The sequence below is a fragment of the Pseudomonas sp. R4-84 genome (assembly GCF_054130985.1).
Genome location: NZ_CP096390.1, coordinates 4,360,769 through 4,383,019 on the forward strand (window position 1 = coordinate 4,360,769; position 22,251 = coordinate 4,383,019).

21 protein-coding genes and 1 pseudogene are annotated in these 22,251 nt (G+C 62.4%); 11 read left to right on the forward strand and 11 right to left on the reverse strand.

The genetic code is table 11. The features are described from left to right. Positions 1–18: 18 nt before the first annotated feature. Entirely contained in the window at positions 19–345 is a 327-nt protein-coding gene (locus M1D68_RS19940) for a hypothetical protein (RefSeq protein WP_457968091.1), read from the reverse strand. A 336-nt stretch (positions 346–681) separates the two neighbouring features. On the opposite strand from M1D68_RS19940, the gene M1D68_RS19945 reads away from it, so the two are divergent. From M1D68_RS19945 to M1D68_RS19980, 8 genes are all read left to right on the forward strand, one after another. Then, positions 682–1,437 carry a hypothetical protein gene (locus M1D68_RS19945; protein WP_434560373.1) on the forward strand — a complete coding sequence of 252 codons (756 nt, stop codon included), beginning with the start codon at positions 682–684 and terminating at the stop codon, positions 1,435–1,437. Positions 1,438–1,515: 78 nt separating this feature from the next. Continuing rightward, the gene (locus M1D68_RS19950; protein WP_434560375.1) at positions 1,516–2,013 is read left to right on the forward strand and encodes a CS1 type fimbrial major subunit; all 498 of its coding nucleotides are present in this window, start codon (positions 1,516–1,518) and stop codon (positions 2,011–2,013) included. 72 nt (positions 2,014–2,085) lie between these two features. Continuing rightward, positions 2,086–4,773, forward strand: coding sequence for a TcfC E-set like domain-containing protein (locus M1D68_RS19955; RefSeq protein ID WP_457968092.1), 2,688 nt, complete (start codon positions 2,086–2,088; stop codon positions 4,771–4,773). Beyond that, positions 4,770–5,921 carry a CfaE/CblD family pilus tip adhesin gene (locus tag M1D68_RS19960; RefSeq protein WP_457968093.1) on the forward strand — a complete coding sequence of 384 codons (1,152 nt, stop codon included), beginning with the start codon at positions 4,770–4,772 and terminating at the stop codon, positions 5,919–5,921. Before M1D68_RS19955 ends, M1D68_RS19960 begins: the two co-directional genes overlap by 4 nt. Positions 5,922–6,077: 156 nt before the next feature. Continuing rightward, the gene (locus M1D68_RS19965) at positions 6,078–7,241 is read left to right on the forward strand and encodes a CfaE/CblD family pilus tip adhesin (RefSeq protein ID WP_434675933.1); all 1,164 of its coding nucleotides are present in this window, start codon (positions 6,078–6,080) and stop codon (positions 7,239–7,241) included. Between the two features lie 289 nt (positions 7,242–7,530). Then, complete coding sequence (locus M1D68_RS19970; RefSeq protein ID WP_420765310.1) at positions 7,531–8,850, forward strand: MFS transporter; 1,320 nt, start codon at positions 7,531–7,533, stop codon at positions 8,848–8,850. Positions 8,851–8,997: 147 nt separating this feature from the next. Then, positions 8,998–9,216: a hypothetical protein gene (locus tag M1D68_RS19975; protein WP_420765311.1), complete on the forward strand. Its 219-nt coding sequence runs from the start codon at positions 8,998–9,000 to the stop codon at positions 9,214–9,216. A 130-nt stretch (positions 9,217–9,346) separates the two neighbouring features. Further along, positions 9,347–9,967, forward strand: coding sequence for a flavin reductase family protein (locus tag M1D68_RS19980; RefSeq protein ID WP_420765312.1), 621 nt, complete (start codon positions 9,347–9,349; stop codon positions 9,965–9,967). A gap of 43 nt (positions 9,968–10,010) precedes the next feature. Here the strand turns inward: M1D68_RS19980 and M1D68_RS19985 are convergent, their stop codons facing one another. Further along, positions 10,011–10,244, reverse strand: a complete 234-nt coding sequence (locus M1D68_RS19985) for a hypothetical protein (RefSeq protein WP_434560385.1) — start codon at positions 10,242–10,244, stop codon at positions 10,011–10,013. A gap of 41 nt (positions 10,245–10,285) precedes the next feature. Beyond that, positions 10,286–10,639: a putative quinol monooxygenase gene (locus M1D68_RS19990; RefSeq protein WP_420765314.1), complete on the reverse strand. Its 354-nt coding sequence runs from the start codon at positions 10,637–10,639 to the stop codon at positions 10,286–10,288. Between the two features lie 327 nt (positions 10,640–10,966). On the opposite strand from M1D68_RS19990, the gene M1D68_RS19995 reads away from it, so the two are divergent. Next, the gene (locus tag M1D68_RS19995; protein WP_420765315.1) at positions 10,967–11,896 is read left to right on the forward strand and encodes an AraC family transcriptional regulator; all 930 of its coding nucleotides are present in this window, start codon (positions 10,967–10,969) and stop codon (positions 11,894–11,896) included. A 42-nt stretch (positions 11,897–11,938) separates the two neighbouring features. Here M1D68_RS19995 and M1D68_RS20000 read toward each other — a convergent pair whose 3' ends face one another. Both M1D68_RS20000 and M1D68_RS20005 read right to left on the reverse strand, forming a co-directional pair. Beyond that, a complete protein-coding gene (locus M1D68_RS20000; RefSeq protein WP_457968094.1) occupies positions 11,939–13,384 on the reverse strand; it encodes an aldehyde dehydrogenase family protein in 1,446 nt (481 codons plus the stop codon). Beyond that, the gene (locus M1D68_RS20005; protein WP_457970767.1) at positions 13,381–15,018 is read right to left on the reverse strand and encodes a 5-guanidino-2-oxopentanoate decarboxylase; all 1,638 of its coding nucleotides are present in this window, start codon (positions 15,016–15,018) and stop codon (positions 13,381–13,383) included. The genes M1D68_RS20000 and M1D68_RS20005 overlap by 4 nt, the downstream gene beginning before the upstream one ends. Before the next feature lie 163 nt (positions 15,019–15,181). Here M1D68_RS20005 and M1D68_RS20010 point away from each other — a divergent pair, with 163 nt between their 5' ends. Then, complete coding sequence (locus M1D68_RS20010) at positions 15,182–16,063, forward strand: LysR substrate-binding domain-containing protein (RefSeq protein ID WP_434560393.1); 882 nt, start codon at positions 15,182–15,184, stop codon at positions 16,061–16,063. Between the two features lie 30 nt (positions 16,064–16,093). Here M1D68_RS20010 and M1D68_RS20015 read toward each other — a convergent pair whose 3' ends face one another. Together M1D68_RS20015 and M1D68_RS20020 are read right to left on the reverse strand one after the other, a co-directional pair. Further along, complete coding sequence (locus tag M1D68_RS20015) at positions 16,094–17,113, reverse strand: alpha/beta fold hydrolase (RefSeq protein WP_420765319.1); 1,020 nt, start codon at positions 17,111–17,113, stop codon at positions 16,094–16,096. A 123-nt stretch (positions 17,114–17,236) separates the two neighbouring features. Continuing rightward, positions 17,237–17,821 (reverse strand): annotated as a pseudogene (locus M1D68_RS20020) (5-methyltetrahydropteroyltriglutamate--homocysteine S-methyltransferase); the annotation flags it as partial. 193 nt (positions 17,822–18,014) lie between these two features. Between M1D68_RS20020 and metR the strand changes: the two are divergent. Continuing rightward, positions 18,015–18,932 carry a transcriptional regulator MetR gene (metR, locus tag M1D68_RS20025; protein ID WP_457968095.1) on the forward strand — a complete coding sequence of 306 codons (918 nt, stop codon included), beginning with the start codon at positions 18,015–18,017 and terminating at the stop codon, positions 18,930–18,932. A 37-nt stretch (positions 18,933–18,969) separates the two neighbouring features. Here the strand turns inward: metR and M1D68_RS20030 are convergent, their stop codons facing one another. The 4 genes from M1D68_RS20030 to M1D68_RS20045 all read right to left on the reverse strand — a co-directional run bounded on the left by M1D68_RS20030 (position 18,970) and on the right by M1D68_RS20045 (position 22,117). Then, the gene (locus M1D68_RS20030; protein WP_420765321.1) at positions 18,970–19,467 is read right to left on the reverse strand and encodes a GNAT family N-acetyltransferase; all 498 of its coding nucleotides are present in this window, start codon (positions 19,465–19,467) and stop codon (positions 18,970–18,972) included. Beyond that, positions 19,464–20,102 carry a LysE family translocator gene (locus tag M1D68_RS20035; RefSeq protein WP_047230397.1) on the reverse strand — a complete coding sequence of 213 codons (639 nt, stop codon included), beginning with the start codon at positions 20,100–20,102 and terminating at the stop codon, positions 19,464–19,466. The genes M1D68_RS20030 and M1D68_RS20035 overlap by 4 nt, the downstream gene beginning before the upstream one ends. 19 nt (positions 20,103–20,121) lie before the next feature. Next, positions 20,122–20,538, reverse strand: coding sequence for an NUDIX hydrolase (locus tag M1D68_RS20040; RefSeq protein ID WP_457968096.1), 417 nt, complete (start codon positions 20,536–20,538; stop codon positions 20,122–20,124). Between the two features lie 211 nt (positions 20,539–20,749). Beyond that, complete coding sequence (locus tag M1D68_RS20045) at positions 20,750–22,117, reverse strand: HD domain-containing phosphohydrolase (RefSeq protein WP_434560399.1); 1,368 nt, start codon at positions 22,115–22,117, stop codon at positions 20,750–20,752. Positions 22,118–22,251: the final 134 nt, after the last annotated feature.

Sequence of the window (22,251 nt, forward strand, 5' to 3'; positions counted from 1 at the left end):
AACCTCCAGCGCCGTCGGCTAACCCGAGATCAGACGGGCAATCATGCGCTTGCGCCCCGCCACATCCAGCGCGCGATAGCTTTCCAACAACAGCTCTTCATCAGGCGCCAGTGCCGGCGCGGCCTGGACGCGCTCGCCCGTCAGGACGTATTGGACATCCACTCCGATAGCCGCCAGTTTTGCCACCAGATCGGCTGGACATTTCTGCCGCCCGGAGACGACTTCCTTCAAGCGCTGCGGGCTCGCTTCGCCCGCCCCACGGGAGGCGGCAGCCAGCGAAACACCACAGCGATCAATCTCTTCGCGCAGCCGAGCGTGGATATATTCCACCAAAACTATTGACATGGTGTGTATACCCCCCAAAATCGCCGACATAAACAACGGCCATCATTGCCTCACAGAGAATCGGCACCATGGCCGTGCTGAGACTGCGCGCACTCGGAATCCTGTCCATTTCGCAGTAACACGCACGCTGGGTGCATTGAGCATGAATCTACTCCGGAAATTTCCTACAGAAAATAGCGGAGAGTGAAAGTGACAAAAAAAACGAAAAAAAAGGGGCCCGAGGGTCGTTGTCCAGAGGCTGGCTTTGCTTGCCTGGCGCCGGTCCGGTCGAAGCAGGCCACCCGCACTCGGTGCATAAAAACAGTGACGGTCCATCTTCCTTGTTTGAGGTTTGAAATGCATTCGAATCAAACGTTTATCCATCGCTGGGCTGTCATGGGCAAGCTGGCGCTCATGGCGCTCGCCGTCACCCTGTCGTTTCCGGCAGCCGCGAACATGGTGGTCTACCCGATGAACAGCACCATCGGCGCCGAGCAGGACGGCATTGGCCAGATCCAGCTGCACTCCAAGTCCGACAAAGTGCAATACATCAAGGTCAGCGTCACCCAGATCCAACGTCCCGGCACGCCGGACGAACATGAAAGCCCGCTGTCGCCGGCCGATGCGCTGGGTATCGTCGTATCGCCGCAGCGCACGGTACTGGCCCCCGGCGCCAGCCGCACGGTGCGGATCATCGCCCAGTCGATGCCCACTGAGGAAACCGTCTACCGGGTCTATTTCGAACCGGTGGGAGCACCCGACCTGATAGATGAAGACGTCCTCGAACAATCCGGTGTGCAGCCCAGGGTCGGCGTAAACCTGATCTGGGGCGCCTTGGTGCGCCTGCTGCCCGATGAGCGCCGTACCAGCATCAAACTGCAACCCAAAGGCAACGAATTGCGCAACGACGGCACCCTGCGCGTCGGCGTATTGCAAGTGGGTCGGTGTACCGACGCAGCGGGCGAGAAGGACTGCATCTGGAATGACGTCAACCGCAGCCTGTATCCCGGCAGCACCCTGCCCGTCTCCGCCCCCGGCGCGAACGGTAACGTAATCGTACGTTTCGTGACCAGCGACGACAGGCGTCCGCGCACCCTCGCCATTCAGCCGTAACCCCAATTTTATTGATCCGAGCTACGTGCACCGCACGTGGTTGGGCCCCCGTTCACCCACAGCAAAAGAGGAACACCCATGAAACTGTTGAAATTCGCCCCATTGGCACTGGTCGCCCTGACCTCGCTGCCCGCCATGGCGGTGGAAAAAAACATCACCATCTACGCCAATGTCGACCCGACCCTGGAAATCCTCCAGTCGGACGGCCGCCCGCTCCCGGGCTCCATGGAGATGGCCTACCTGCCAGGTTCCGGACTCCAGCCGACTCGGTTGGGTACGCGGATCTACAGCAATGACACCGACAAGGACATGACCCTGCGACTGATCGCCAGTCCGGTCCTGGCCAACACGACCAACCCCGCCGCCACCGGCGTGCCCCTGAGTGTCAGGTACGGCGGACGCCCACTGAACACCACCGGTGTCACGCTGCCCGCCGTCGAACTGTTCCCTGGTGGTGACTCCTCTGGCGGTTCGGTCGAGCAACTCCTGGAAATCCAGCAGACCAACGCGGGTGCAATCACCAACGCGGGTCGCTACGAAGGCGTCGTCGCCCTGCTGTTGACCCAGCAACCTTAAGCACCGCCGGTTTTTCCTCCAAAGGGAGGTACGGCGTCGTCGTACTTCCCTTTTCCTTCGTCAAGGCCCTGTATGAAACGCCACTTCACCGCACTTTCCATCTCCCTGACCTGGGCGCTGGCCGATGCCGTATCGGTCGCGTCCACCGATCTGCCCCAGGTGCCGGCCGGTTTCGAGGCCCTGGTTGAAGGTCAGGTGGAACAACTTGAACTTCAATTGCTCAACCGTAATCTCGGCCTGCACCCTGTCGTGGTGCGACCTGGCCGTATCGAATTCCAACAGCCCGAACGAATCGCGGCCCTGCTGATCGAGGCAGGGGCTTCGGCGTCATCCGAAGAGTTGCTGCCGCTGCTGTCCGAACCGTTGCCCAGCAACAGCCAGTTGGCGTGCTCCTACGGCCTGGCCAGCGAAGCGAGCTGCGGTTACCTGGACACCGACGCGGTGGCAGTGATTCTCGACGAGGCCGGCGCGCGCCTGCAGATACTCATGCGCAAGGATTGGCTGCCGGCCAGCGATACGGCGGCGCTGCGCCTGCACACTCCGACCGAGGCCGCGAACGCCTTGGTCCATCGACAGAACATCAATATCGCCCAGGCCGACAGTTACCGCGCTCTGGGCGCCAGCGGCCTGGGCGCGGTAGGCCTGGGTGAAAGCAGCCATTTTGGCTTTACGTGGAACTACCAGGCCTATCAGAACAAGCGCGGCAGCGACAGCAGCCTGGAATTCAACAACGCCTATTACCGCCAGGATTTCGAGCGCGAACACTACGCCCAGGCCGGACGCATGGACATGAGCAACCTGTCCAGCGCCGAGGGCGGCAACTTCAGCTTCAGCCTGTTGCCCCTGGGGCGAATCGACGGTGCCCGAGTCGGCACCACCCTGGCCTACCTCAACCGCGAGGTGGTCGGCCAAGGCACGCCAATTTCGCTGATCCTGACCCAGCGCTCGCGCGTCGATGCGTTCCGTGGCGAAGAGCTGTTGTCGACGTCCTACCTGGATGCCGGCGTGCAGAATGTCGACACCCGGACCTTCCCCAACGGCAGCTATCCGGTGACCTTGCGGGTGATCGAAAACGGCCAGGTGACCCGCACCGAAACCGTGCCTTTCAGCCGTACCGACGGTAATGGCCTGGGTGACGACACCGTGCAATGGTTCCTGCAGGGCGGGCGCACGGCGGAAGATTCGCTTTATGAGCAGGATCCCTCCGCGGTGGCCCAGACCGGCCTGCGCATTCCGTTGCGCGATGACCTGGCGCTCACCAGCGCGATTACCTGGCTGGACACGACGTTCTACAACGAAAGCCGCCTGGATTGGGCCGGCACGCTGGGCGCCAGCAGCTGGTCGTTGTCAGGCGCCGTGCTGCGCGGCAACAACGGCGCGACCGGCAACAGCCAGCAGATGACCTTCACCCACGGAATCTCCTGGAGCGTGTACCGCTACTCGCTGAAGAGCCCGTCGTGCGAACACGATACCCGTGCCTACCAGCAGAGCGGCTGCAACGAATCATTGACCGCCAACGCCTCGTTGCCGCTGGCCGGTGGCACCCTCAGTGCCGGCTACAACTACAACCGCTACGCCCAGGTGAATCCGTTTTCCTACTGGAACGACTTTCCCGAAGAAGACGACCCCATCCGCGACCTGACCACCTCCACCTGGGCCAGGACTTTCCAGGTGGGCTTTTCTCGTGGACATGCCCTGGGCCCGTTCCAGCTCATCCATCGCGTCGGCGCGTTCCGCAATGCCAGCGGCAACCGCGAGAACGATCATGGCCTGTACCTGAGCCTGAGCCTGTCACATAACGAGCGCTCGCCCACCAGCGGCTATCGCCAGAGCAACGTCGGCCTGGATGCGCGCCGCGAGCAGAATGCCCCGGATAGCCTGCGCACCAGCCTGGGCCATACCCGTGCTTGGGACGGCGAACAGGGCAGGAACGAAGTGAGCACAGGGGTTGGTTACGACGACCTGGGCCGCTGGGACGCTGAACTGGCCGGACGGATCGAGCGCAACTGGGGCGAAAGCAGCCTGGCGGTGGCCCAGCGTGGCGGCGACCGACAAGACTCGCGACCTGGGTTCAGCGGCAACCACTCTTCGTCCCTGGCCCTGGGCCGCGAGGGCTTTTTCTGGGGCCAGGGCCAGGGCGGCACAGGCCCTGGCGCAGCGGTGGGAATCATCGCGGCGCCGGTGGAAAACGCCACGGGCGCGGCGGCCAAGGTCAGCGGCGGCTACGGTGCCCAGACCAGCATCGGCTTTGGTGAGAAGCGGCTGATCCCGGTCAACGGTTTCGAGGCCACGCACACCCGGATCAGCGACGCCGACGCCTCGCGCCAGAACCTCAGTTCGGTGAACGTCGGCAACGGCAACCGCGAGTGGTTCCTGCAACCGGGCAAGCTGGCGGTGCAACGGATCGAGTCCACTGTGAGCTACACCTACGTCGGCCGCTTGGTGGATACACAGGGAGAGCCACTGGTGCAGGCCGCCATTCTCAATGCATCGATGATGGAAACCGGCGAGGACGGCAGCTTCGTCGTCGACCTCAACCATCACCCCGACCCCTTGTTCGCCCTGGACCTCAACGGCGTACACGCCTGCACGGTACAAAGCCGCACCGCCCACAGCAGCCTGCGCCGGGTCGGCACTCTCACCTGTGAAAGCACCACCCTGGACGCCTTGCCCAAGGATCTGAACGATCCCGATCGCCTGGGTCGCTGGACCGCGCGCCGCAGCGCCGCGCTCTCGCCAGACAAAAGGAACCAGCCATGAGCGAAACCTTCATCCGTTGGAGCCGTCGCCTGTTAGCGCTGGTTTGCTCGGTTGCAACGCCACCGGTGCTTGCCGATGTTCATCCCAGCGATCATTACCAGATGGTGGCGCTCAATTACGACCGGGCGGCGCCACCTGGGGATCATTACCTCTGGAATAAGATGCTGCATGGCTGGCACGAGCAACCAGTCTCAGGAGTTGGTTATAAGACTATGCATTTGGTCTGCTTGTCCAATTCCGACCCTGCGACGGGTCAATGCCGCACAAGCAGTTACGGACAAACCGGTATTACCAACGTAGCGCTACGGTTTACCGAGCGCCGCAGTCGCTTGTCCACGGTACTGCATGTCAGAGGCTACCTCTCGCGCAGGACGAAACTTAACAACACCTGTGGCGGAGACTGGTTACCTTTCGATTACCTGATCACTTCAACGACAACATCGGACTGTCATGGCGTCAACGTCTCCAGCGGCACCGCCTCAACGCTTTGGATCCCCCAAACAGAGCTTGCCAAATTGCCCTCTGGAGGCATCTGGACCGCTCAGTTGGTCATGAAGCTCAAAACGTTCCACTCGCAACCCATCGGTAACGCCAAGACGTTTACGGTGGACTTCAAGCTCGACGTCACCGACCAGAACAACATGCAGATCTACCTGCCCGCCTACGGCATCAGCACGCCGCAGGTGGACCTCAACCTGCGCACTCGCCCGTTGAGCACTGCCCCGGGCGGTATCGTCTCCGGCCGGTCCGTGGTCGATGCCTGCCTCTACGACGGCTACAACGCCAACAGCCAAAGCTATGAAATCCGTGTCACCGGCACCAACCCCGTGCCCGGCATGGAGGGCCGCTTCTTCGTCCGCCATACGTCCGGCGGCAGCGGCGAGCGTGACCGCATCGAATACAAGGTGCGCACCCGCACCGCCAACCTCGGCGAGACGCAGCATGTGTCCGGGCAACCAGTGAGTTTCAACGGCATCAACAATGCGGAAATCCGCGCCGTGAAGCTGCCCAATGTGCCGTATCCAGTGGTGTGTACGCCCTGGCCCATCACCTTGGACACGCCGCCGTTCAATCAGATCGACAAGAACACCGGGCAGTACCGGGGGGAGCTGAAGTTGGAGTTTACGCCCTCAACCTCTTCGCCCTGAGGCATCAGTGGTGTCTGGACTGGCCTCATCGCGAGCAGGCTCGCTCCCACACTGGATTTGTGGATACCGGGCAAATGTGGGAGCGAGCTTGCTCGCGATGGGGCCGGTGGAGCCGCCGATTATTTCCATTCAACAATGCAGCCATAAGAGCCCGCAATGAACACATTTTTTACCCGTTGGGCCCGCCGGCTGAGCGCGCTCATCGTCGCAGTCACTCCGTTACCCGCCTTAGCGGGCGTGGTACCCAGCGACCACTACCAATCCGTTGTGCTCAACTTCGACCGTTCGGCGCCACCCGCCGATCACTACCTCTGGAATCGGATGGTCCACGGCTGGAGCGAACAGCACATACCGGGCGCCGGTTATACGAACATGCATTTTGTCTGCCTCTCCAGCACGGACCCGGCAACGGGCCAATGCCATACGTCGTCCTTTGGCAGGCTGGGCACCACCGAGATCCCGTTACGCTTCACCGAGCGGCGCAGCCGTCTTACCCATGTCCTTGTGGTCAAAGGCTATCTCCAGCGCAGGTATCCGCTCAATCTCTGCGGTGGGGTATGGGATGGCCGTCAATTCGTCCTGACCACCACATCACCCGTCTACTGCAATGAAGACGAAGATGACCTTACCCAGCGATCGGAGGGGACGGCCACGACGATGTGGGTGCCCCAGTCAGAATTCGCCAAACTGCCCACCGGAGGCATCTGGACCGCCAAGATGATCCTGAAACTCAAGCGGTACAATTCGCAACCGATCAGCGCGGCCAATACCTTTACGGTGGACTTCAAGCTTGACGTCACCGACCAGAACAACATGCAGATCTACCTGCCCGCCTACGGCATCAGCACGCCGCAGGTGGACCTCAACTTGCGTACTCGCCCGTTGAGCACCGCCCCGGGCGGCATCGTCTCCGGTCGGTCCGTGGTCGATGCCTGCCTCTACGACGGCTACAACGCCAACAGCCAGAGTTATGAAATCCGTGTCACCGGCACCAACCCCGTGCCCGGCATGGAGGGCCGCTTCTTCGTCCGCCACGCGTCCGGCGGCAGCGGCGAGCGTGACCGCATCGAATACAAGGTGCGCACCCGCACCGCCAACCTCGGCGAGACGCAGCATGTGTCCGGGCAACCAGTGAGTTTCAACGGCATCAACAATGCGGAAATCCGCGCCGTGAAGCTGCCCAATGTGCCGTATCCAGTGGTGTGTACGCCCTGGCCCATCACCTTGGACACGCCGCCGTTCAATCAGATCGACAAGAACACCGGGCAGTACCGGGGGGAGCTGAAGTTGGAATTTACGCCTTCGACTTCGTCGCCCTGATTTTTTGGTGCCAGGACTGGCCTCATCGCGAGCAGGCTCGCTCCCCACACTGGATTTGTGGATACCGGGCGAATGTGGGAGCGAGCCTGCTCGCGATGAGGCCAACCCATTTCTTGTTGATAAGCGGATCCCCGCGCACACCCCTGGCTGCAATAAGCGGATTTCCGCTCACTAAACAGCCACATCCCCTCTAGACCGGCCTTCTTCCACCTGGCACAGCTCCTGCTATAGCCCTGGCAGGCTGCGTTCCTACGCGCTCCACAAAAACAATTAAACGAAGGATCCTTCAATGGATAACTCAAACGCCCTTCCCATTGGGTCGGCTGCCGCGCCCGCCCGTGAAAGAACCACCGCCAGCCGGATCAAGTCGATCTTCAGTGGCTCGGTCGGCAACATGGTCGAGTGGTACGACTGGTACGTCTACGCCGCGTTCTCCTTGTACTTCGCCAAAGCCTTCTTCCCCAAGGGCGACACCACCGCCCAATTGCTCAACACCGCCGCGATCTTCGCCGTCGGCTTCCTGATGCGTCCCATCGGTGGCTGGCTGATGGGCCTGTACGCTGACCGCGCCGGTCGCAAACGCGCGTTGATGGCCTCGGTGTACTTGATGTGCTTTGGCTCGCTGATCATCGCCCTGAGCCCCGGTTACGAAACCATCGGCGTCGGCGCGCCGATCCTGCTGGTGTTCGCCCGCTTGCTCCAGGGCCTGTCGGTGGGTGGCGAGTACGGCACCTCGGCAACGTACCTGAGCGAGATGGCGACCAAGGAACGTCGCGGTTTCTTCTCCAGCTTCCAATACGTGACGCTGATTTCCGGACAGCTCATCGCCCTCGGCGTGCTGATCGTGCTGCAACAATTGCTGACCACCGAGCAGCTGTACGCCTGGGGCTGGCGCATCCCGTTCGCCATCGGCGCGCTGTGTGCAATCGTTGCGCTGTACCTGCGTCGCGGCATGGAAGAAACCGAGTCGTTCACCAAGAAGGAAAAGGCCAAGGAAAGCGCCATGCGCACCCTGATGCGCCACCCCAAGGAATTGTTGACCGTGGTCGGCCTGACCATGGGCGGCACCCTGGCCTTCTACACCTACACCACTTACATGCAGAAATACCTGGTGAACACGGTGGGCATGAGCATCTCCGACTCCACCACCATTTCCGCCGCCACGCTGTTCCTGTTCATGTGCCTGCAACCCGTCATCGGCGGGCTCTCGGACAAGATCGGTCGTCGGCCGATCCTGATTGCCTTCGGCATCCTCGGCACGCTGTTCACCGTGCCGATCCTCACCACCCTGCACACCATCGAGACCTGGTGGGGCGCGTTCTTCCTGATCATGGCCGCGCTGATCATCGTCAGCGGCTACACCTCGATCAACGCGGTGGTGAAAGCCGAGCTGTTCCCTACCGAAATCCGCGCCCTGGGCGTCGGCCTGCCCTACGCACTGACCGTGTCGATCTTCGGCGGCACCGCTGAATACATCGCGCTGTGGTTCAAGAGCATCGGCATGGAGACCGGCTACTACTGGTACGTGACGGCGTGCATCGCGGTTTCGCTGCTGGTGTACATCACCATGAAGGACACCCGCAAACACTCGCGGATCGTGACTGACTGACAGGCCAGTCGTACAAAAAAAGGGGCGAACCTGCACGGGTTCGCCCCTTTCGTCGTTCCGGGACGGCGTCATTTCCTACATTAATTTCCACTTAATGGCTGCACTCCACCCTCGCGCTTATCAACTATCGATGCTTGGAGTATGACCATGAAAACCAAACTGATCTTCGCCCTGACCCTCACCGCACTGGCCAGTAGCGCGTTCGCCGACGACGGCTTCGAGCGTACCGGCACGGCCGCTTTCATCGCCAGCAGCCATGAGCGCGCCGGTTCCGCCGTCGTTGCCAAGAAAGACGAGAACCACGCCATCGAGCCCACCGTGGCTGCCGACGGCTCCGACCCTAGCGATGCGGCGTCGACCAACTGATTCCAACCGGCAACACCAAGACCTGTGGGAGCGAGCAACCTCCCACAGGTTTTTTTGTGGTGCTGACAAAAGGGTCAGGGCGCTGCACTATCGTCGGATCCTTCTGACACGCACCGGACCTACATCCTTCATGCCCGACGACATTCACTACTACGAACCCGCCCAAGGCCATGGCCTGCCCCACGACCCGTTCAATGCCATTGTCGGCCCCCGGCCGATTGGCTGGATCTCTTCACAAGATGGCGAAGGCCGCCTGAACCTGGCGCCCTACAGTTTTTTCAACGCTTTCAACTACGTTCCGCCGATCATCGGCTTCTCCAGTGTCGGTCGCAAAGACAGCCTCAACAACATCGAACAGACCGGTGAATTTGCCTGGAACCTGGCCACGCGCCCACTGGCCGAGCAGATGAACCAGAGCTGCGCGATGGTCGCGCCGCAGGTCAACGAATTCGAGCTGGCGGGCCTGACGCCGGCGGCATCGCGGATCATCCAGGTGCCGCGCGTCGCCGAGAGCCCGGTGTCCTTCGAATGCAAGGTCACGCAGATCATCCAGTTGCAGCGAGCGGACAAGGCGCCTGTGCCGAGCTGGTTGATTCTGGGCGAAGTGGTCGCCGTTCACATCGCCAAGTGGCTGTTGAAGGACGGCGTCTACGACACCGCCGCCGCCGAGCCGATCTTGCGCGGCGGCGGGCCGGCGGATTACTTCCAGCTGGGGCCGGAGGCGTTGTTCAAGATGCATCGCCCGCGATAAGGATGGGCGGTGAGATCACTTGTGGCAATCCTTGAAATGCTGCTTACCAGACCAATCCGCCTTCGTCGTCGACACCCTTGAGGTGAGTCAACTGCTGGGCAGCCGCTTCATCGGCTTTGAAAGCGGTCTCGAAGGTCTGCTCTTCGAGCACTTTATTGAAACGCGGCTTCTCGGCACTGCCGATGGCCTTGGTGGCGATGGCTGCGTAGTAGCCGCCACCTTCCTTGGGAACAACAGCGGAAACAGCTTCAAAAGTTTCAAAGGCTTTGCGTGCCATACTTCGCATCCTGGCGGTGGGAAATGCCTGTCATTAAACCTTCAACCGGCCAGTTTGTGTACCTTCGCCATGCACCCTTCGGTCGCCTGGGCGGCGGACACTTCCCGAAAGGTGTGGAAGTCCAGGCTGCTGACCACCAGGTCTTGCACCAATTGGGCGAAGATCGCCATGGCCGGTGAGTTGAAATAAGCGTCCATCGCCTGTTGGTTGACCCACAGCCCGGACACCAGCCACAAATCGGCGTCGCATTGCGATTGTTGCAAGGCAAAGTGCAGGCAACCGGGCGCCTGGCGCGAAGGTACGATCAAGCTGCTGAGGCGTGCGCCCAATGGCTTGGAGCAACCGGCGCGGGCCCGGACAAAAGCCATGTGACTGACGGGGATCTGTGTAGTCATGTTCAACCCTCCCAGGTCATCCGTTGGCAGCCGGGGACAGGCTGCGACAGGATCAAAGGTTAAGCGCGCTGCCGCCAGCTTCGTTAGTCGATTCCTGCCGACTCATTGCACGATTCTGCGCCTGGGAATTCGCCCATCCGTGCCTGATGGGTGGGAATTGCCGGGAGTTGAAACAAAAGGTTTCAAGCAAGTTTCAGCCAGGCTGAACAGCCCTTCACGCCGCCGCCTTGCAGAATCAGGCAAGCTTTCAACAGGATGTGACTACCGCCATGCCTTGCACAAACATAAGCTTTGTCCTATCGCTCCCTTCGCCATGAGGATCCCGGCATGTCGCCACTCGATCACGCCCACGCCCCGCTGGACACGTACCTGGAACAGCAGCGCGCCGAGCTGGCGTCGATCATCGACCGCAACACCAGCGAGGACGGCAGCTACGCCACGGCCATCGGCTCGCTGAACCTGTCGCGCCACAGCCAGCCACACAAGTTTGCCCCGGTGCTGGCGCAACCGGCGCTGTGCATCATGGCCCAGGGCAGCAAGCAGGTGCGCCTGGCGGACGAATTTTTCAACTATGACCCGCTGCATTACCTGGTGGTCTCGGTCTCGATGCCATTGAGCGGTTGCATCGCCGACGTCTCGCCCGAGCAGCCGATCCTGGCGCTGCGCCTGGACATCGACCCGGCGGAAATCACCGCGCTGATCGCCGATGCCGGCCCCCTGGGCGTGCCGACTCGCCCGGCCGGCCGTGGCCTGTATGTGGAACGCCTGGACACGCCGATGCTCGACGCGGTGCTACGCCTGACGCGCCTGCTCGATACGCCAAAAGACATCGCCATGCTCGCGCCCCTGGTGCGCCGGGAAATCCTTTACCGCCTGCTACGCAGCCCGCAAGGCTATCGGTTGTATGAAATCGCCATTGCCAATAGCCAGAGCCATCGCATCAGCCAGGCGATCAAATGGCTCAACGGCCATTTCGAACAACCGTTGCGCATCGATGACCTCGCTCGGGAGGTCAACCTCAGCGTTTCGACCTTGCATCATCGGTTCAAGGCCATGACGGCCATGAGCCCATTGCAATACCAAAAACAATTGCGCTTGCAGGAGGCTCGACGGTTGATGCTGGCCGAAGGGCTGGAAGCGTCGGCGGCGGGGTATCGAGTGGGGTATGAAAGCCCGTCGCAGTTCAGCCGGGAGTACAGCCGCTTGTTTGGCGCGCCGCCGTTGCGGGATCTGGCGCGGTTGCGGATGACCGTCTGATCCTGGACTCGCACAGCATTCGCCGCCTCGGCTTCGCAGCCTTCAGACCGCCCGGATCACGTGTTTGATTTCCTGGAACGCGGCCAGTCCCCAAGGTCCCAATTCACGACCCAGGCTGCTCTGCTTGTAGCCGCCCCAAGCGGCCTGGGGGAAAATCACTTGCGGTGCGTTGATCCACACCAGCCCTGCCTGCAAGGCGTCGGCGACCTTCCCGGCCGCCTCGGCATCGCGGCTGACCACGCTCGCCACCAGGCCGAAACGGCTGTCATTGGCCAGGGCAATCGCCTCTTCCGGGTGGCCGAAACGACGCACGCACAACACCGGCCCGAAGATCTCCTCGCACCACAGCGAACTGTCGAGGGGCACATCGGTGAAGATCGTTGGCTGTAAAAAAAAGCCGCGTTGCAGATGCGCAGGTCGTTGACCGCCGCATACCAACGTTGCGCCGTCGCTCACGCCTCGATCGATGTGCCCGAGCACCCGTTGGTATTGCGCCTGGTTGACCAGCGCACCCATCTCCACGTCCGGGTCGAATGGATCGGCCACGCGGATCGCCTCGGCCCGCGCCTTGAGCCGTCGCACGAATACATCGGCCAGCTCATCGGCGACCAACACCCGAGTGGTGGCCGAACACATCTGCCCCGCGTTGAAGAAACCGCCGCCACAGGCCAGCTCCACCGCCAGGTCCAGGTCGGCGTCGGCCAGCACCAGCAAGGACGATTTGCCGCCCAGCTCCAGGCTCACGCCCTTCACGGTTTCCGCCGCCCGTTGCATCACTTGCACCCCCACCGCGTTGCTGCCGGTGAAGGAAATCTTCGCCACGCGCGGGTCGGACGCCAGCGGCGCCCCGACCGCCAACCCCGTGCCGCAGACCAGGTTGAACACGCCATCGGGCAAGCCGCATTCGGCGATAATCGAGGCCAGCGCCAGCTCCGGCAGCGGCGTGACTTCCGAAGGCTTGAGCACCACGCAGCAGCCGGCCAAGGCCGGGGCAAGTTTCCAGGCGGTGGTGACCATCGGGAAATTCCACGGCACGATCAAGCCGACCACCCCACAAGGTTCGCGGCGTAGACGTGCGCAGAAATCATCGCTGGGCAACGCCAGCGGACCGTCCTGACGAGCGTCCAGTTCTTCGGCCAAACCGGCGTAGTACTCGAAGGTCGCGACCACATCGTCGACGTCGATGGCCGCTTCGAACAACGGTTTGCCGTTGTTGCTCGATTGCAAATGCATCAGCCGCTCACGAGCATCCCGCACGCCGGCAGCAATACGCCGAAGCACCGCGCCGCGCTCGGCACCCGAGGTGTTTGACCATGGGCCAAAAGCCTGGGTAGCGGCCTCCAAGGCTTGATCCACGGCGGGTTTCTCGCCGCCGTAAACAGTGGTCAGCAGCGCCTCGGTCGCGGGGTTGATCACCCGCAGCGGTTGATCGCCCGCCAACCACTCGCCGTTGATGTACAGGCCGTCTTGCGTCGTCGGGAAATTCATTCCGCCACCTCCGCCATCCAGCGCGCCTGGTCAATCTCGAGCAACGTCGGCCCCTGGCGGTGACTGGCGGCCAGCAATGCGCTGCGCAGGGAATGCACGCCGTCGATCGTCTCGGCGCCGCACCCCAGGGCTTTGGCAACGCCGATGAAATCCGGCGTGTAGATGTCCACGCCCACCGGTTCGATGGCGCGGTTGACCATGTATTTCTTGATCTCTTCGTAGCCCTGGTTATTCCACAGCAGCACGATCACCGGCGTGCGCGCTTCCACCGCGCTGGCCAGTTCCGGCAGGGTGAACTGCAACCCACCGTCGCCGATCAGGCACACCACGGGCGGGCGGCCATGGCCGTTGTCGACACCACCCAGCCAGGCACCAATGGCCGCCGGCAACGCGTAGCCGAGGGTGCCGTAGCCGGTGGACGAATTGAACCAGCGGCGCGGGCGTTCGGGATTGAAGGTGAGGTTGCCGGTGTAGACCGGCTGGGTGGAATCGCCAACGAAAACCGCGTCGGGCAAGGCCTGCAATACCGTATCGAGGAACACCGTCTGGGCGCGGGTCGGGACGTCCCATTGCTGATCGAGTTCGGTCCGCAGCCGTTCGACACGAATCGCTCCCCAACTGTCGTCTCTCGCGCCGGGCACGCCGCGCTTCAACGCATCGAGCAATGCCCGCGCGGCACTTTGTGCGTCGGCCACCAGCGCCAGTCTTGGCGCGTAGTTGCGCACGGTCTGGTCGGGGTCGATGTCGATGCGCAACAACGCACCGGGAATCTCGAAGCCACCGGCAAAGGTGACGTCGTAATCGGTCTCGGCCAGCTCGGTGCCGATCGCCAGTACTACATCCGCTTCGGCCACCAGGGCACGGGTGGCCACCAGGCTCTGGGTGGAACCTATCAGCAACGGATGACGGGACGGCAGCAGGCCCTTGGCATTGATGGTCAGCGCCACGGGGGCGCCGAGGCGTTCGGCCAGTTCGGTCAATTCAGTCCCGGCGTCCAGCGCCCCCCCTCCGGCAAGCACCAACGGCCGCCGGGCCGTCGCCAGCAAGGCTGCCATTTGCTCCACAGCACTGGGCGCGGCCCCGGCGCGATTGATGCTCACTGGCGTGCTGGCGAGCAGGTCATCGGCTTGTTCAACGAGCACATCCAACGGAATCTCGATGTGCACCGGCCGCGGACGCCCGGCCTGGAACAAGGCAAAGGCCCGGGCCAGCACACCCGGCAATTCGGCGGCCGACATCAGCGTGTGGGAAAACGCCGCGACCCCGCCCACCAGCGCGCTCTGGTTCGGCAGCTCATGCAGCTTGCCGCGCCCACCGCCCAGCTGGCTGCGTGACTGTACGCTGGAGATCACCAGCATCGGAATCGAATCGGCATAGGCCAGGCCCATGGCAGTGGTGATGTTGGTCATGCCCGGGCCGGTGATGATGAAGCACACGCCCGGCTTGCCGCTGACACGGGCGTAGCCGTCGGCCATGAAACCGGCGCCCTGTTCATGGCGCGGCGTCACATGGCGGATGCTTGAACGGGCCAGCCCGCGATACAACTCCACGGTGTGTACGCCAGGAATGCCGAACACCTGCTCCACGCCATAGCCTTCCAGTAACTTGACCAATACTTCGCCGCACGTCGCCATTGCCATTGCCATTGCCTTTTTGTTGTCTTGAAAAGGACCCCGCACGACACCTGCGGGCCGCTTTTGCTCTGAGGGAATGGCGTTATTGGACGGCCAGCCCGTAGCGGCAACAATGGATAAAAAGTCATACTAGCCATGTCCTCACGTCATGGCTTGGATCCAGATGAAACGACTCCCACCGCTGCCGACGTTGCACACTTTCTTGATCACGGCCCAGTGCTGCAACTTCACTCGCGCCGCCGAACAGCTGCACATCACCCAGGGCGCGGTGAGCCGGCAGATCGCAGGGCTGGAGGATCATCTGGGTTATGCGTTGTTCCAGCGCCAGGCACGCGGGTTGAGCCTGACCGCCGAGGGCCAGGCGTGGCTGCCCCGGGTGCAGCAGGTGTTCGGCCTGATCGGCGAGGCGGTCGAGCAGATCGGCGAGAAGCGCCAGACCCTGAAGCTCAAGGCCCCGACCTGTGTGATGCGCTGGCTGCTGCCGCGCCTGTTGCAATGGCAGAAAGAGCGCCCGGACGTGCCGGTGGAGCTGACCACCACGGTCCGGCACGGCGTGGATTTCCAGCGTGAGGCATTCGACGCGGCGGTGGTTTACGGCCCGCCGCCCGACGCCTCGCTTGACTGCCTGCACTTGTTCGACGAGCAGCTTACACCGGTGTGCTCGCGCCCCTTGCTGGAAGGTCCGGTCCCGTTGAATTCACCCCTCGATCTGCAACAACACCTGCTGCTGCATCCCACCACCGACGAGCGCGACTGGAACGCCTGGCTGGCCGCGGCCGACGTGCGTTTGAGCAACGTCAGCAAAGGCCAGCATTTCGAAACCCTGGACCTGGCGATGTCCATGGCCTCCCAAGGCACCGGCGTGGCGATTGGCGACTGGTCGCTGATCGGCGAAGACCTCAGCGCCGGCCGGCTGGTGATGCCGTTCGAACTGAAGGTCAGGACCGGGCTGGGTTATCACTTGGTCTATCCGCGCCGGCCGCAGGTGTCGGGCCAGTTGCAGGAGCTAATGGACTGGTTGGTGGAGCAGGCCCAAGCACGGTAGTAGCGCCACAAAAGCCCCCCCCGGTGTCAGTTAGAGCACATTCGGCGCCTGCGCCGGCTCGATCTGCGCCCAGTGCGAGGTGTCTTCGCGGTGTTGCTGCAAATAGGGCAGCACCGCCCCCAGCAATGGTTCCTTGAAGGCCTCTTGAAAGCGATGGGCGAGGCCCGGGATCAGCTTCAACCGGCTGCCGCGAATATGCGCCGCGAGATGCACCCCATGCATTACGGGCAACAAGGGATCAGCGGTGCCGTGGACCACCAAGGTCGGCACCTGCAGCTGATTGAGCAGCGCCACCCGGCTTGGCTCGGCCATGATCGCCATGATCTGGCGCTTCACACCCTCGGGGTTGAAGGCCCGGTCGTAGGCCACCGCAGCCTGGTGCAGCAGAGCCTGTCGATCGTCGACCACCATCGGGCTGCCCAGCGCGGCCAGCAGGTCGGCCTGCTGTTCGAGCGCCACTTCACGATTCGGCGCACTGCGACGCGACAACAATTGCACCAGCGTTTCACTGGGCGCCGGCAAGCCCGCGGCGCCGGAGCTGGTCATGAGCAATGTCAGGCTCTCGACCCGCTGAGGCGCCATGGCGGCCATGTGCTGGGCGATCATCCCACCCATGCTGACGCCCAACACATGGAAGCTTTGCACCTGCAAGGCGTCCATCAAGCCCAGGCCATCGGCGGCCATGTCCGTCAACGAATAAGGCGCCGCCACGGGCAGGCCGAGCTTGTAGCGCAACGCCTCGAATGTCAGGTTGGCGCTGCCGGGCGCCTGGCGCCAGGTGGATAAACCGACGTCCCGGTTGTCGTAGCGGATCACCCGAAAACCCTGTTCGCACAGCGCCACCACCACTTCATCCGGCCAGTGAATCAACTGCCCACCCAAGCCCATCACCAGCAGCAACGCAGGGTCGGACGCCCGCCCGATGCTCTGGTACGCCAGGCTTACCTGATCCAAGTCGACCCGCTGGGTCGCGACATTGACATCACAACGAGAAGCCGCCAACGACGGCAAGCCGCACAACAAGGCGGCCAGGAAAATGAATACACGCATGAACAAACACCAAAACGCAGAACCCCAGTAGAGCGCGAGTCTGATGAAGTTCGTTCAAGCGCGCTGCCACAGTTGCGTGACAGTTTGATGAAGATTGCCGAGTGGTTGTGTGAAGCCATAGGCCGGCGATGGTTCAAGCCCATTGGCGACGCTGACCCAAAGGTTGTCGCCGAACCGTTCCTGGGCCGGGCGCAACTGCGCCAGCGCCTGCTCGAATTCGCAACGCCAGGCATCGCGGTCATTGACCAGGCCCACCGAGAGGATCTTGTAGGTCGGCAGGCGATCCAGCACCCGGCCCAGTTGGTCTGGGGCGGGCACGGCGTCGATGTGCAGGCCATCCACCGGCAGGCTAACCGCCAGGCCGAGGTTGTCGTCCAGGCCATTGAAGCAGGTCGCCACCAACTTTTTCAGCGGCGAGTACTGAAGGATGTGATAGGCCCGCTCGAAGGCGCTTCGCCAGGCCAGGGGCAGGTCGAGCGTGAGGATCGGTTCATCGATCTGCACCCACTCCACACCTTGGGCCTTGAGACGATTGAGGACGTCACCGTAGACCGGCAGCAGGCGCTCCAGCAGGTCGAGCTTGTCAATGTCGCCGTCATTGGCCTTGCCCTGCCAGAGGTACGTCAGCGGGCCGATGACTGCAGGCTTGACCCGATGGCCCTGGGCGTGGGCTTCGTCGATTTCGTCGAACAGCCGCTCCCAGCCCAGCGTACCTTTCCAATCAGCTTCCAGGTCGTTCAATTCGCGGTCGGCGCCGATGCGGGGAAAACCTTGGGTATGGGCCGGGGCCATGGGAATGTCCTCCTTGTAAAAGATGACGCCATTGTCGACAGCCAGCCCCACATGAGACAAACTCAATCTTTTCGTGTTGATCACAAGTTTTACTCATGGAGCAAATCCGGTGCTTGAACTCCGTCACCTCAAGACGCTGCACGCTCTGCGCGAAGCCGACAGCCTGGTCGAAGCCGCCGAACGCCTGCACCTGACCCAGTCCGCCCTCTCCCACCAGTTCAAGGAATTGGAAGAACGCCTGGGTATGCAGTTGTTCGTGCGCAAGACCAAACCGGTCCGTTTCACCAGCGCCGGCCTGCGCTTGCTGCAACTGGCCGACGCCACCCTGCCGTTGCTGCGCTGCGCCGAACGGGACATCGCGCGGCTCGCGGGCGGCACCGCCGGGCGTTTGCACATGGCCATCGAGTGTCACAGCTGCTTCCAGTGGTTGATGCCCACCATCGACCAGTTCCGCGATGCCTGGCCGGAAGTCGAGCTGGACCTGGCCTCGGGCTTCGCCTTCGCCCCACTGCCGGCCCTGGCCCGTGGCGACCTGGACCTGGTCGTCACCTCCGATCCCCTTGAACTGGCGGGCATCACCTACGTGCCGCTGTTCACCTACGAGGCGATGCTGGCGGTGGCCAACCAGCATCGGCTGGCGGGCAAGGCCTACATCGTGCCCGAAGACCTCATCAGCGAAACCCTGATCACGTATCCGGTGGAACGCGATCGCCTGGACATCTTCACCCGCTTCCTCGAACCGGCCGACATCGAACCGGCCCAGGTGCGCACGTCCGAGCTGACGGTGATGATGATGCAACTGGTCGCCAGTGGCCGTGGCGTCTGCGGCATGCCCCATTGGGCGCTGCATGAATACAGCTCACGGGGCTACGTGAAGGCCAAGCGGCTGGGGGAAAAAGGTTTGTTCGCCACGCTCTACGCGGCGGTGCGCACCGACATGCTCGACGCGCCGTATATGCGCGACTTTCTGCTGACGGCAAAAGACACGTCGTTTTCCACACTCGACGGTGTCAGCGCGGTGCGGTAATTGCCACAACGCTCCATCACTCAAATTTGCGGTGAGATCAGAGTTCAAGCCACATATGGATCTTGTCGAGGTACTCGTCCCCCACGCGAATCGCCATCGGCTCTAGGCCATACAACAGAAAGCCGCAGCGCTGGTAAAGCTCGATGGCCGGGTCGTTGCCGGCGGTGACGGTCAATTGCACAAGGCGCAGGAAGGGATGGCGACGGGCTTCGTCGAGGGCGGCCCGCATCAACTGTTCGCCGAGCCCGGCGTGACGATGGGCCTCGACGACGTACATGCCGAACAGCGTCGCCTTGTGCCGCGCCTTCAGCCGAGGCTCCAGGGCCAGGCCGACGATACCCACCAGCTCGTGCGCGATGAACGCGCCGAGGATCACTTCGAGCCGGCTGGTCAGGCGCGACTCCCACCAATTGATGGGCAGCGTCGCCCGTTCGCTGGCGCTGGAAGTGAAGGCCTGTGGATGGAATTCATAGGCCTGGAGCATCAGCTCCCGATAGCTCTGGGCGTCACCCGCCTTCAGCCGTCGGATGCTCACGCCGAACGCCGTTGCTCAAGCATCAACCGCAGGGCCAGCGCACCGAGCACGAAGCCCATGAAATACCGTTGCGCCGCCAGCCAGGTCGGGTTGTGGACGAACCATGAGGCGATGCCGGCGGCGAACAGTGCGATCAGCAGATTGACACTGAAACTGACGCTGATCTGGGTCAGCCCGAGGATGATGCTCTGGGTGAACAGTGAACCGTGCTCCGGGCTGATGAACTGCGGGAACACCGAGAGGTAGAACACCGCGATCTTCGGGTTCAGGGCGCTGGTGAGAAAGCCCATGGTGATCAGCTTGCGGGTCGAGTCCGCTGGCAATTGCTGGGCCTGGAACGGCGAGCGGGCGCCGGGTTTCACCGCTTGCCAGGCCAGCCACAGCAGGTACAGCGCACCGGCCCACTTGAGGACTTCATAGGCCATGGGCACCGCGAGGAACACCGCCGTCAGCCCCGCCGCCGCCGCGAACATGTGCACGAAGAACCCCGCCACCACGCCCAACAAAGAAGTGACGCCGGCCTTGCGCCCCTGACAGATCGAGCGGGAAATCAGGTAGATCATGTTCGGGCCGGGCGTGAGCACCATCAGCAACGCGGCGGCGGCGAAAATCAGCAGGTCCGGCAAGGGGATCATGAAGGCGTCGCTCCTTGAATCAGCAGGTCGAGAGGCAGTGGGTTCGATAAAACGGCAGGATCACTTCGCCTGTCAACGGCGCCAGCAGTAATTCGCTGTCGCGGCAAGGGTCGATCCAATGCACTTCTTCAATTTCGGCAGCCGGGGAAACCGCTGCATCGGTTTCCAGCAAAAACACCTCGGCCTGCACGATAAACCCCGGCTCATTGGCGGCCGGCGCGCTGAATTGCCCCAGATGACGGGCCTGGGCCGGATCGATCCTGAGCCCGAGTTCCTCGCCCAATTCCCGAGCCAGGGCCTGGATCGGTTGCTCATGGGCTTCGATCTTGCCGCCGGGTTGCATGAAGGCCTGGGTGCCGCGCTTGCGCACCAGCAGGGTCCGGCCGTCCGGGCCGATGAGCAGGGCGGCGGCGATGCGGATCAGAGGGGTGGTCATGTACAAAGGCCTCGGGCGGAAAATGCCGGGCAGGTTACAGATCAAAGCGGCGGGAGCAAAGCCTGGCGCCGGACTGAAAATCGACGCAGTCCCTCTGTGGGAGCGAGCTTGCTCGCGATTGCGGTATGTCGGTCGAGAAATATCCGACTGATACTCAGCTATCGCGAGCAAGCTCGCTTCCACAAGGGATAGCGGGTCTGTCAGACCCCGGTCACCCCAAAATAGGCTTCGGCGCCGAAGGATCCGCCTCCTCCTCTGGGATCTTGACGAACACGCTGTACCGCGCCCCTTCCATTGCTTCGAAGGCGATGAGCTTTTCGATCAGCGGGCCGCTCATGACTTTTCCGGCGTTGAGCAGCAGCATGCCATTGTCGGCATTGAGGTTGCGCGCCAGAACCATGCCTGCCTCCAGTTCACGAGTGCTGGTGACTTTCACGGTCGGGTCGGACAGCGTCACGTCTTCCAGGTATTCGCCACAGGCCTTGATGAAGTCTTCGACCATGTTCGGGTCGTACAGCTTGCCGGCGTATTTGCGGATGTAGACCAGCGCTTCGTCGCTGTTCATCTGCCGCTCCAGGATCAACCCGCGCTGCAACTCGATGAAATCCACCGCCAGTTTCAACAGGCGCGAGCCGAACGGAATCGCCTCGCCCTTCAAGTGATCGGGGAATCCGCTGCCGTCCCAACGTTCCTGGTGATGAAGGATGATCCGCGCCGCGTCCTTCATCGGGTCCAGGGTCATCAGCAGCGATTCGCTCTGCTTCGGATAGGCGCGGTACAGCTCCAGTTCGCTGTGATGCAGCATGTCCGCCGGCGTGACCATCATGTTATCGGTCCAGCTCAGCTTGCCGATGTTGTAGAGCGCGGCGGCCATGGTCAGGTCGCGGTCGGTGGACTCGTCGAGGAAATTGAGCCGGCTATAGACCCGGATGAGTTCGATGATCTGCCGGTTGGTCTGCTTGGCCTTGGGCAGGCGCAGGTTGGCGATCAGCGAAAACACCTCGGTGCCGGTCACGTAGCTGCGCTTGAGCTCTTCATAGGCCAGGTCGAGCATGTCGGCGGTCTGCTGCAGCTCGGCGGTCCGCGACGCCACGCGTTTTTCCAGGGTGGCGTTGAGGGTCTTGAGTTGCTGGTTCTGCTCACGATTCAGGGCTTCGAGGCGCTGACGCTCGCTCTCCGAATGCTGGTGGGCCAGGGCTTGGCGCAGGGCCTGCACCAACTCCTCGTCATTCCAGGGCTTGCTGAGGTAGCGGTAGAGCTGCCCCTCATTGATAGCCTTGGTCATCATGTCCACGTCGGCATAACCGGTGAGCAGGATGCGCAATGTCGAAGGATAAAGCTTGCGAATTTCCGCCAGCAGCGTGGCGCCGTCCATGTTGGGCATGCGCGCATCGGTCATCACCAGATCGACCGGCCGCTCCTTGAGAATTTCCAGGGCCTTGGCGCCACTGTCGGCCACCAGGATTTCGTACGGCTGGCTGCGCAACAGCCGACGCAGGCTGTTGAGGATCGATTCTTCGTCATCTACCAACAACACCGTCGGCTTTGTTGCCGGAACGCCCGGCGCTTGATCTTCCATTGGAACCCCCTCCTGTCATCGACAACCGTTCTACCTTAGCCCCAAAAAACAGGCTAGTAGATTGCGAAAATTTAGACACAATTCGCCATCACTCACCTCGCGCTTCCGACGAGCCGACTATGCTGTACCCCATG

What these genes read in the sequence shown, in the direction of transcription:
- M1D68_RS20015 (WP_420765319.1), bottom strand. Translation starts at nt 17,113, where the DNA reads ATGCGTGTATTCATTTTCCTGGCCGCCTTGTTGTGCGGCTTGCCGTCG.
- M1D68_RS19970 (WP_420765310.1), top strand. Translation starts at nt 7,531, where the DNA reads ATGGATAACTCAAACGCCCTTCCCATTGGGTCGGCTGCCGCGCCCGCC.
- M1D68_RS20040 (WP_457968096.1), bottom strand. Translation starts at nt 20,538, where the DNA reads ATGACCACCCCTCTGATCCGCATCGCCGCCGCCCTGCTCATCGGCCCG.
- M1D68_RS19985 (WP_434560385.1), bottom strand. Translation starts at nt 10,244, where the DNA reads ATGGCACGCAAAGCCTTTGAAACTTTTGAAGCTGTTTCCGCTGTTGTT.
- M1D68_RS19980 (WP_420765312.1), top strand. Translation starts at nt 9,347, where the DNA reads ATGCCCGACGACATTCACTACTACGAACCCGCCCAAGGCCATGGCCTG.
- M1D68_RS19995 (WP_420765315.1), top strand. Translation starts at nt 10,967, where the DNA reads ATGTCGCCACTCGATCACGCCCACGCCCCGCTGGACACGTACCTGGAA.
- M1D68_RS19940 (WP_457968091.1), bottom strand. Translation starts at nt 345, where the DNA reads ATGTCAATAGTTTTGGTGGAATATATCCACGCTCGGCTGCGCGAAGAG.
- M1D68_RS19990 (WP_420765314.1), bottom strand. Translation starts at nt 10,639, where the DNA reads ATGACTACACAGATCCCCGTCAGTCACATGGCTTTTGTCCGGGCCCGC.
- M1D68_RS19960 (WP_457968093.1), top strand. Translation starts at nt 4,770, where the DNA reads ATGAGCGAAACCTTCATCCGTTGGAGCCGTCGCCTGTTAGCGCTGGTT.
- M1D68_RS20035 (WP_047230397.1), bottom strand. Translation starts at nt 20,102, where the DNA reads ATGATCCCCTTGCCGGACCTGCTGATTTTCGCCGCCGCCGCGTTGCTG.
- M1D68_RS19975 (WP_420765311.1), top strand. Translation starts at nt 8,998, where the DNA reads ATGAAAACCAAACTGATCTTCGCCCTGACCCTCACCGCACTGGCCAGT.
- M1D68_RS19955 (WP_457968092.1), top strand. Translation starts at nt 2,086, where the DNA reads ATGAAACGCCACTTCACCGCACTTTCCATCTCCCTGACCTGGGCGCTG.
- M1D68_RS20005 (WP_457970767.1), bottom strand. Translation starts at nt 15,018, where the DNA reads ATGGCGACGTGCGGCGAAGTATTGGTCAAGTTACTGGAAGGCTATGGC.
- M1D68_RS19965 (WP_434675933.1), top strand. Translation starts at nt 6,078, where the DNA reads ATGAACACATTTTTTACCCGTTGGGCCCGCCGGCTGAGCGCGCTCATC.
- M1D68_RS20000 (WP_457968094.1), bottom strand. Translation starts at nt 13,384, where the DNA reads ATGAATTTCCCGACGACGCAAGACGGCCTGTACATCAACGGCGAGTGG.
- M1D68_RS19945 (WP_434560373.1), top strand. Translation starts at nt 682, where the DNA reads ATGCATTCGAATCAAACGTTTATCCATCGCTGGGCTGTCATGGGCAAG.
- M1D68_RS20010 (WP_434560393.1), top strand. Translation starts at nt 15,182, where the DNA reads ATGAAACGACTCCCACCGCTGCCGACGTTGCACACTTTCTTGATCACG.
- M1D68_RS19950 (WP_434560375.1), top strand. Translation starts at nt 1,516, where the DNA reads ATGAAACTGTTGAAATTCGCCCCATTGGCACTGGTCGCCCTGACCTCG.
- M1D68_RS20045 (WP_434560399.1), bottom strand. Translation starts at nt 22,117, where the DNA reads ATGGAAGATCAAGCGCCGGGCGTTCCGGCAACAAAGCCGACGGTGTTG.